The sequence below is a fragment of the Kitasatospora phosalacinea genome (genome assembly GCF_000717185.1).
GTDB lineage: Bacteria > Actinomycetota > Actinomycetes > Streptomycetales > Streptomycetaceae > Kitasatospora > Kitasatospora phosalacinea_A.
This window is the reverse complement of record NZ_JNYE01000161.1, coordinates 1-9,286: the sequence shown is the minus strand read 5'-3', so window position 1 is coordinate 9,286 and position 9,286 is coordinate 1. Positions and strand designations below refer to the sequence as shown.

Annotated in this window: 7 protein-coding genes and 2 pseudogenes; 4 read left to right on the top strand and 5 right to left on the bottom strand. The window is 76.9% G+C overall.

Features of this window, described 5'->3' with window-relative positions; all coding sequences use genetic code 11:
• Both OO57_RS43280 and OO57_RS36510 read right to left on the bottom strand, forming a co-directional pair.
• Window positions 1-95: pseudogene (locus tag OO57_RS43280) on the bottom strand (electron transfer flavoprotein subunit beta); the annotation flags it as partial.
• A 333-nt stretch (window positions 96-428) separates the two neighbouring features.
• A complete protein-coding gene (locus OO57_RS36510; protein WP_033257125.1) occupies window positions 429-785 on the bottom strand; it encodes a TlpA family protein disulfide reductase in 357 nt (118 codons plus the stop codon).
• Window positions 786-1,159: 374 nt separating this feature from the next.
• Here OO57_RS36510 and OO57_RS36505 point away from each other — a divergent pair, with 374 nt between their 5' ends.
• Window positions 1,160-1,915, top strand: a complete 756-nt coding sequence (locus OO57_RS36505) for a lysophospholipid acyltransferase family protein (RefSeq protein ID WP_033257123.1) — start codon at window positions 1,160-1,162, stop codon at window positions 1,913-1,915.
• Between the two features lie 100 nt (window positions 1,916-2,015).
• Window positions 2,016-2,987 (top strand): protocatechuate dioxygenase, encoded by a 972-nt coding sequence (locus tag OO57_RS36500; protein WP_033257121.1) that lies wholly within the window; start codon window positions 2,016-2,018, stop codon window positions 2,985-2,987.
• A gap of 45 nt (window positions 2,988-3,032) precedes the next feature.
• Here OO57_RS36500 and OO57_RS40160 read toward each other — a convergent pair whose 3' ends face one another.
• The 3 genes from OO57_RS40160 to OO57_RS36485 all read right to left on the bottom strand — a co-directional run bounded on the left by OO57_RS40160 (window position 3,033) and on the right by OO57_RS36485 (window position 8,351).
• On the bottom strand, window positions 3,033-7,229 hold the full coding sequence (locus tag OO57_RS40160) for a hypothetical protein (protein ID WP_051778710.1): 4,197 nt from the start codon (window positions 7,227-7,229) through the stop codon (window positions 3,033-3,035).
• Entirely contained in the window at window positions 7,226-7,744 is a 519-nt protein-coding gene (locus OO57_RS40155; RefSeq protein ID WP_051778709.1) for a hypothetical protein, read from the bottom strand. The genes OO57_RS40160 and OO57_RS40155 overlap by 4 nt, the downstream gene beginning before the upstream one ends.
• Window positions 7,745-7,823: 79 nt before the next feature.
• Complete coding sequence (locus tag OO57_RS36485) at window positions 7,824-8,351, bottom strand: MarR family winged helix-turn-helix transcriptional regulator (protein WP_033257120.1); 528 nt, start codon at window positions 8,349-8,351, stop codon at window positions 7,824-7,826.
• A 71-nt stretch (window positions 8,352-8,422) separates the two neighbouring features.
• On the opposite strand from OO57_RS36485, the gene OO57_RS36480 reads away from it, so the two are divergent.
• Both OO57_RS36480 and OO57_RS36475 read left to right on the top strand, forming a co-directional pair.
• Window positions 8,423-9,004 carry a carboxymuconolactone decarboxylase family protein gene (locus tag OO57_RS36480; RefSeq protein WP_033257117.1) on the top strand — a complete coding sequence of 194 codons (582 nt, stop codon included), beginning with the start codon at window positions 8,423-8,425 and terminating at the stop codon, window positions 9,002-9,004.
• A gap of 30 nt (window positions 9,005-9,034) precedes the next feature.
• A pseudogene (locus tag OO57_RS36475) lies at window positions 9,035-9,286 on the top strand (hypothetical protein); the annotation flags it as partial.

Sequence of the window (9,286 nt, the reverse complement as noted above, 5' to 3'; positions counted from 1 at the left end):
ACGCCCTCCCGGTCGGTGGTGGCATCGTCCGCGAAGCGACGGTCACCGGTCGCGTCGGGCACGTACTTCACACAGACAACGATCCTCAAGCTCACGGCCTGCTCTCCTGTTACTGGTCCGATCCGGCGGCTGCGGCGGCTGTCCGCGCGTCCCGAGCGATCCTCGGCCCACGCACGGGGCCCGCGGCCCGAGCGGCGCGCGGAGGTGCCCCTCCGGGGCTCCCCGGCAGCATACCCACGAGTAGTCCAGCCGTCACTACTCGCCAGTAGCTTACGCTGCCCGCGACCCCGGCCCGACACCACGCAGCCGCCTCCGGCCCATCCTGCCCCAGCCCGACCCGGCTGCCACCTGACTCCGCACCAGATCCGCTGTGAGATTGAACGCGCGCGCCCACCACGACGGGGCCCGCGACCAGCCCCGGGACCGGCTCAGACGGCCTCGCCCAGCGCCGCGATCACGTCCGCCCTCCGCGGCTGCCCCGCCGCCCGCCGCACCACCCGGCCGGACGCGTCCAGCACCAGCACGGTCGGCGTCCGCAGCACCTCCAGCCGCCGCACCAGCTCCAGCTGCGACTCGGCGTCCACCTCCACGTGCGCGACGCCCGCGACCATCCCCGCCACCTCCGCCAGCGTCCGCCGGGTCGCCCGGCACGGCTGGCAGAACGAGGTCGAGAACTGCACCAGCGTCGCCCGCTCCCCCAGCGGCGCCCCCAGCTCCGCCGCCGACAACCGCACCGCACCGCCGCCGTCCCGCACCCGCCGCCTCCCGTCCCGCGCCTCGCGCACCGCACCCGCCGACCGCGGCCGGCACCGCCGGACACGCCACCGGCCCGGTCACCCGCCCAGTGTGACAAACCCGTCCCGGCCCCGGCGGCCGCCCTGCTGAGCGCCGCCTCCGACCACCGCCCGGGCTGCGCGTTCCGCCTGCTCCTCGAGCGCGTCCGGGCCCCCGCCCCCGCAAAGGCCCCGTCCCGCCGGAGGGTTCCCGGTGTGAGGGTCGCCTCCCCGTCCCCTCGCGGGCGTGACAGACCGTGCCCCTTCGGGGGATCATCGGGGGGAAACACCCGTGGCCGCCGCGGCGTGCCGCGACCCCTCGGCCAGCCACCACGGCCCGGGTACCGCCGGACCGGGCGCTTGGCCCGTGGGAAGTAGGGCTGACCGTGGCTGAGTTCGTGTACCCGCCGGTGATCCGCACCGCACTGGCCGCCTTCAAGGCGCTGGACCTGAGGATCTCCATCGTCGGCGCCGAGCACGTCCCCGCCACCGGCGGCGCCGTCCTGGTCAGCAACCACATCAGCTACCTGGACTTCATCTTCGCGGGCTTCGGCGCGTACCGGGTGGCCCGCCGCAAGACCCGCTTCATGGCCAAGGACGACGTGTTCCGGCACAAGGTGTCCGGCCCGCTGATGCGCGGCATGAAGCACATCCCGGTGGACCGCACCGACGGCCAGCCCGCGTACGAGGCGGCGGTGAAGGCGCTGCGCGAGGGCGAGGTGGTCGGGGTGTTCCCGGAGGCCACGATCAGCCGTTCGTTCACGCTGAAGAAGTTCAAGACCGGCGCGGCCCGGATGGCCGCGGACTCGGGCACCCCGCTGTTGCCGGTGATCCTGTGGGGCACCCAGCAGTTGTGGACCAAGGGCCACCCGAAGACGCTGACCAAGCGCCACGTCCCGGTGACCATCATGATCGGCGAGCCGATCCACCTCGCCCCGACCGACAAGCCCGTCATGGTGACCCGCCGGCTGCGCGCCGCGATGACCGAGATGCTGGACCGGGCGCAGCGCGAGTACCCGGCCAAGCCGTCCGGGCCGGACGACGAGTGGTGGCTGCCCGCGCACCTGGGCGGCAGCGCGCCGACCCTGGAGCAGGCGGAGGCCGAGGACGAGGCGGAGGCCGAGCGCCGCGCCGCCCGCTGACGCCGGGCACCGCTGCTCTCATCCGTTCCCAAGGCCGCGCTCATCTGCCGTTCCTACGCTGCGCGCAACGGCAAAGGGATCGGAAAGGGACGGGAAACCCATGGCAGCCGAGCAGCAGCACCCCGCGCACGACCACGACCACGACCACGACGAGGGACGGCGGGTCAGCCGTCGGCGCGCCCTGGCGGGCATCAGCAGCATCGGCCTCGGCGCGCTGCTGGCCGCCTGCTCGGGCTCCGGCGGCGGCTCCGGCTCCGGCGGCGCGACCAGTGCGAGGACCACGACGGGCGCGGACGCCTCGATCTCCCCGCAGGCGTCCGCCACCGAGGACCTGACCGGCCTGTTCGCGGACGCCAACACCTGCACGCTGACCGCGCAGACCACCCAGGGCCCGTACTACTTCGACGCCGACAAGATCCGCAGCGACATCCGCGAGGACCGCGAGGGCGTGCGGCTGCGGCTGGCCGTCCGGGTGCAGGACAGCGAGACCTGCCGGGCCGTCCCGAACGCGGTGGTGGAGATCTGGCACTGCGACGCGTCCGGCACGTACTCGGGCGCCGAGCAGCTGTCCACCGGCGGCGGCGGTGGCACGGGCGGCGGCCCCGGCGGCGGCACTCCCCCGTCGGGCGCCCCGACCGGCGCCCCGCCGTCCGGCGGCCCCGGTGGCACCCCGCCGTCCGGCGGCCCGGGCGGCGGCGCGAACGACGGCACGGCCGACCTGACCCCGCAGGACGACAAGCGCTACCTGCGCGGCGCCCAGGTCACCGACCAGGACGGCGTCGTCGAGTTCACCACCGTCTGGCCGGGCTGGTACTCGGGCCGCACCGTGCACGTCCACGCGATGGTGCACATCGACGACGAACGCACCCTCACCACCCAGGTGATGATGGACGAGGCGCTGAACACCGCGGTGTTCGCCAAGGCGCCGTACAGCACGCACACCGGCCGCGACACCTTCAACGACGGCGACAGCATCTACCGGCCGTCCATGCTGCTGAAGGTCACCGAGGACGGCGACGGCTACCTCGGCGTGATCACCTTCGCCGCCGACCCCGACCAGAACGGCAAGTAGCCCGCGCCCCGCCCACCGCCCGCCGCCCACCGCCCGCCGCCCCGGTCAGTCCTCGGCGAGGCGGTGCGCGGCGAGGTCGTGCAGCAGCGCCAGCAGCGGCCGGTGCCTGCGCTCGGCGCGTTCGGCGAGCGCCGCCAGCACCGGCAGGTCGGCGCGGGTGACGGCGGCCGCGGGGCGGGCCAGCCAGGCCGCGGGGTGGTGGAGGTCGTGCAGCAGGGTGCGGGAGCCGTGCTGCGGTCCGGACGGGGGCGGCGAGCCGCCGTGGGCGACGTACCGGCCGTCGGCGGAGCTCTGCCAGGCCGTGGTGACGTCCAGCAGGGCGGCGGTCGCGGGCGGTTCGGGGACGGGGTCGAGCGTCTCGGTGTCGTGGAAGTGCGGGCGGCCGAGCGCCCAGCCGCCGACCACCCGCCAGCCGGGCACCGCGAACAGGGGCCGCAGGAGCGGCGTGTCCGCGGCGGCGGTCCGCCGCAGCCGCCCGTCGTGCGCCTCCCAGCGGCACAGGCCGCCGTTCACCCCGGCGGTGACCAGCCGGTCGGGGGCGAGGAAGACGGCTTCGACGGCGCCCTCGGTGTCTGCCGCGGCGACCACCCGCCCGTCGGGCAGGTCGACGAGGACCGTCCGGCGGCCGTCGGTGAGGGCGATCCGGGTGCCGGTCGGGTCGACGGCGAGGCGGTCGCAGCGCCACAGCCCGGTGCCGCCGAGGTCGACGGCGACCGGGGGATCGCCGCCCGTCCCGACCAGGACGGCGCGCATCAGCGCCAGCCCCACCACGTAGCCGTCCGCGGTGGCGGCCACCCGGGCGCTCTTCAGGGCGTTGCCCGAGGCGAGTTCCAGGGCGGAGCGGCCGTCGAGCAGGACGAGCCGGGCGTGCGGCGGCTCCGGGAGTTCCCGGAGGGCGACGATCCGGCCCGGGCCGAGGCAGCCCTGCGAGCGCCACGTGTTCGGGCCCTCCCGGTTGACCACCTTCAGTCGGCCGGTGCCCAGGTCGAGCGTCCTGAGTGCCCAACTTCCGTTCTTCTGGAGGCCGTGGACCGCGAGCACGGGTCGGCCGTGGGCGAAGCCGAGCCCGTCCTCGGTGGCGCCGGACACGGGCAGTTCCCGGTGCGCCGCCTCCGCCGACCGGCGGGCGGTGCGGGTCGGCGGGTCCGCCGCGGCGAGGCGTTCGGCCAGCGCCCGGGCGGCGGGCTCCGGCAGCTGCCACCGGGCGGTGAGCGCGCGGGCGATCCGGGCGCCGTCGGCGACCGGGACGGCCAGGGCGAGCGCCCACAGCCCGGCGTCATCCCCGGCCGCGGTGAGCCGCCGCGCCTCGGCGTCGATCTCCTCGGCCGTCCCCCACGGGAGGCGCGGGGCCAGGCGGCGGCGCTGCCGCTCCTCCTCGGCGGCGGCGACCAGGGCCTCCACCCGGGCCCGCTCCGCCTCGGTCCGCCCGGCCTCCGCGGACAGCCCCGCCGTCCTCTGCAGCGAGGAGAGCACGGCGAGCGCGTGGGCGTAGCGGGGCCCGTAGGTCGGCGGGTCGGCGTCCACCAGGTCCTCCCACAGCGGGAGGGCGGCCTCCCGGTCGGGGATGCCGTCGCGGTCGAACGACGGGACGGCGGTGACGTACTCCAGGGCCTCGGCCAGCCCCGGGCGGTGGGTCTCCGGGTCGACGCTCGCCAGGTACGCGTACAGGGTGACCCCGGCCCGGGTGGCCGCCAGCATCCACCGGTGGTGGCCCTCCGGGGGCGGCGGCCGGACGGGCCCGGCCGGACGCGCGGATTCGGCTTCGGCCGCCGGTGGGGCGTGGCGCGCCCGCAGTGCGGTGCTCTCCGCCAGGGCGGCGGCGGCCTCCTCCGGCTGCCCGGCGGCGGCGAGGGCCAGGTGCAGGACCTCCAGCCCGTCCGCCAGTTGGGGCCGCAGGACGGCGGGGTTGTCCGGCACCAGGCGCCGGTCGATGTCCACCGCCTCCCGGGCGAGGGCGACCGCGCGCTGCCGCCAGCCGGCCGCGACGGGCCGGTGCAGGCCGGGGCTGTCCGGCGCGGCCCGGGCGATCGCCTCGGCGCTCTGGTAGTGGCTGACGAGCCGTCCGGCCAGCAGGGTCAGGGCGTAGGCGAGGGAGGCTCCGTACCGGGGCGGGTCGTCCGCCGCGAGGCCGCGGTCCAGGGCGACCGCCTGTTCGAGCGCCGCCAGGACCGCCTCGCCCCGGAAGTAGGCGGGCGGCAGGAGCATCGCGAGGTTGACCAGGCAGACCGGCAGGTGGGCGCGGGCCTCCTCCTCGGACGACTTGATCCAGGACGCCCGCCAGAAGATCTCCAGCGCCTCGTGCTCGACCTCCAGGGCTTCCGCCGTCCGCCCGGCCCCGCGCAGTTGGCTGGCGAGGTTGACCAGCAGCGCGGCGCCGCCCAGCCCGTCGCCGGCCGGCCCCATCAGGCCGATCCGGCGGCCGGTGTCGACCGCCTCCCGGGCCAGCGGCAGGGACCTCCACCGCTCGCCGTACCGGCCGAGCCGGTTGGCCAGGTTGGACAGCACGAAGGCCAGCGGCTGCTCGAAGGTCCGCGGATCGGCCTGCGCCAGCGGCCGGTACAGCTCGACCGCGGTGACCAGCGCGTCCAGGTTCTCGCGGTAGCGACCGGCCGCGACCAGGGCGTTGGCGAGCCGGGCGTGGACGGCCGCCCGCTGCGCCGGGTCCCTGGTGCGGGCCAGCCGGTGGTCCGCCAGGACGCGGGCCAGGTCGGCGGCGCCGGGCGCCAGGTCGGTGCGCTCGTACGGGGGCAGCCGGGCCTCCACGGCCTCCAGCAGCTCGAACGGGGCGCCGGGCAGCGCGGCCAGGGCGCTCAGCACGGGGCTGCCCGCGGCGACGGCGAGCTCGGGCCGCTCGCGCAGCAGCGGGAACAGGTGCCCGTCGGCGACGTGCGGCCAGCGCTCGGCGGCCGCAGCCAGCAGCAGCAGGGTGCGCCTGCTCCAGCCGGGGTGCGGCGGGCCGTCGGTGAGCGCGGTGACGGTGCCCGGCGCCCACTCCCGGGCCGGGTAGTCGGCCCGGTGCCCGGGCAGCGTCAGGGCGGCGAAGTCCTCGGCCAGGCGGTCGGGTTGGAGCGGTTCGAGGACGGTGGCCCGGGCCGGGTCCGCGGGCGGGTAGCAGCTCGCGTGGTCGGCGAGCAGGCGGTGCGCGGGCAGCCCGAGGTCGAGCCGGTCGAGCGCCTGCGCGCCGGTCGGCGGCGGCAGCGGGCCGGTCAGCGCGGCGGTGAACACCACCCGGTTCATCACCTCCGGCGGGGTGGTCCACGGCGGTTCGCGGGTGCCCCGGCCGGCCAGCCGGTGGGTGCCGTCGCCGTGCCGCCGCGCCCAGTGCAGGTGCTCGCGGTCCAGCAGGTAGAGGGTCAGCCCGGCGGCGTCCGTCGGGCTGCGCCGCCCGGTCAGGTGGGCGTCGACGGCGACCAGGGCCGCCATGTGGACGGCCAGGGTCAGGCCGAACTCCGGCCCGTCCAGCCACGGCGGCGCCGTCAGCCGGCCGGGGGGCGCCGTCCCGTACCGCGCGGCGAAGCCGTCCCGGGCCGCGGTGAACATCTGCGCCCGCCGCCCGGCCGGGTCCTCGCCGTCGCCGAGCGCGGCCAGCTCCTGCGCCGAGGTGCCCGCCCGGTGGTCGGCCAGCGCGGCCCGGACGGCGGGCCAGGGGCCGGTGTCGCGGGCGATCATCAGGACCCGCGCGGGCACGGCCGGATCGTGCAGCAGGGCGTTGCTGAGCAGCCAGGTCAGGTGGGAGAGCGGCCACCGGTCGGCGTAGTCGACGAGCAGCAGCAGGCCCGGCGCCCCGTCCGTCCGCAGGTCCTGGCTGCCGGGCGGCGGCAGCACCGAGCCCGGGCCCTCGGTCGCGGTGACGACCTTCCAGCCCTCGGCGGCCCGCTCCCGGGCCAGCCGGGCCGCCAGCCGGGTCTTGCCCTGCCCGCCGGGCCCGTGCAGCCAGCGGACCGCCAGCCGGGGGCCGGAGCCGCACCAGGCCCGGAGCGCGGCCAGCTCCTCCGTCCGGCCGGTGAAACCGACCACCTCCCAGCGGGCGTTGAGCATCCGGCTCGGCAGCTCGGCCAGCCAGGCGTCGTCCGCGCCCTCCCCGGGACGCCAGTTCTCCAGCACGTAGACGGGCGTGCCGTCGCCGAAGACGTGGATGTCCGCGCCGATCGCCCCGTAGGCGAAACCGGCCTGCGCGACGACCCGCTGCTCCAGCCGCCCGCCGCCGCCGGGCGGCCCCGGCTCGGGCCCCCGCGGCGTCACCGCGGCCCCTCGGCCGCCTCCCCGGACCCCCCGGACCCGCCGGGCGCGTCGGGCCCGCCGGGCGCGGGCGGGCCGGGCTGCGCGCCGGACGCGCCGGACTGCGCCGCCTCGTGCACCACCACGTTCCCGCCGAGCGCGCCGTAGGCCCGGCCGTGGCCGTGCGCCGTCACGTTCTGCGTCCAGTTCTGCTCGACCCGGGGCAGCGCCGCCACCGTCCGCTCCACGAAGCCCTGGAGCTCCTCCGCCAGCTCGGGGTGCTCGGTCAGCAGCGCCTCCCACTCGACCTGCCAGGCCGGGGCGAGGCCCTGCCGCACCCGCTCGGGCTCCGCGGCCCGGGCGACCAGCTCGGCGTCGTGGTCCAGCCGGTCGGCGATCGCGCGCTGCCGCTCCGCCCCGCCGCGCCTGAACAGCCCGGCGGCACCGGCCCTGACGGTCTGCCAGGCGTCGGTGGCCATCGCCCCGACCAGTGCCGTCCCCCCTGCCCCGGCGAGGGCGATCAACGATTCGGCGAGCATCCGTTCCCCCTGGTGTTCCGTGGTCCCGTCCCTCGCCGTACCCCGGCCGTCCCGCGCTGACACCCCCGCCGCCCTCCCCTCAACCGCTGAACCAGCCCGCCGCGTCCAGCCGGAACCCGGACGGGCCCACCACCTGCGCAAGCCCGTCCTCCAGTTCGCGCAGGCGCCGCTCCCCGAGCGCGGCCGCCCAGCGCGCCCGGATCTCGTCGAACCCCGCCGCCGACCTGGCCAGCACGTCCAGCCCGCGGGGCGTCAGCCGGACGAGCTTGCGCCGCGCGTCCTGCGGATCGTCCACCCGCTCCGCGTACCCGAGCGCCTCCAGCCGGTCCACGGTCTTCCCTGCCGCCTGCTTGGACACCCCCAGCCGCCGCCCGAGCTCGCTCGCCGTGGCCCCGCCGACCCCGATCGCCTGCAGCGCGAACCCGTGCGCGGGCCGCGCGTCCGGATGCCCCTGCCGGGCCAGGTCGGCGTGCAACTCGTCGATGATCGTGCGGAATCCGGCGAACAGCAGCAACGGCAGCTCGAAGCCCTCCCGAGCCGGAACGCCCGGTTCCTCGTTGCGCGGATCGACAACCTGGTTTACGTTTTGGTCAACCACGTTGTCCATTCTAGGACGCGCAGCCGGGGCCCGCCTCCCGGCCACCCCGGCACGCCTCCGCACCCCCGAAAGGCCCCCTCATGCCCGTCTCCACTCCCACCACCCCCACCACTCCCACCACCGGCGCCCACTTCCCCGAGCTCACCCCCGAGACCGCCCCGCCGGCCGCCCGCCGCCAACTCGAACAGATCACCCGCAACCTCGGCTACCTGCCCGCCGCCGCCGCCCGCCTCGCCCACGCGCCCCAACTCCTCGACGGCTTCCTGAAGTTGACCGTCCTCTTCGACTCCACCGAACTCGACCCGCTGGTCCGCGAAACCGTCGTCCTGACCCTCGCCACCCGCAACGGCTGCCACGTCTGCATCGCCATGCACACCGCCACCCTCACCCGACTCGCCGCCGCCCCCGACCTGATCACCGCCCTGCGCACCCAACAGCCCCTGCCCGACGCCCGGTTGGAGGCCGTCCGCACCTTCGTCCACGCCGTCCTCGACCACACCGGCGCCGTCCCCGAACCCGACCTCGCCGCCTTCCTCGCCCACGGCTTCACCTCGCGCAACGCCCTCGAGATCGTCCTCGGCATCGGCGCCTACACCCTCTCCACCTTCGCCAACCGCCTGGCCGACGCCCCCCTCGACCCCCAACTCGCCCCCTACGCCTAGCCTCCCCACCCCTGCCGGTACGCTCCCCCGGTGACCGACCGCGGCCCCGCCCTCCCCGCGCTGCGCCACCAGCTGGTGGCCGCGGTCCTCACCCTGGCCGCCCCCGGCCTCCAGGACGACGCCTTCGACCCCGCGCCGCTGCTCACCACCCTGTTCACCGAAGCCTGCGACGCCGACGACCCCCTCCCCTGGATCGGCCACACCCTGCGCACCGCCGAAGAAGCCGCCCTCACCGCAGACCTCGGCACCGCCCTGCACACCCTCCTGGCCACCCTCCCACCC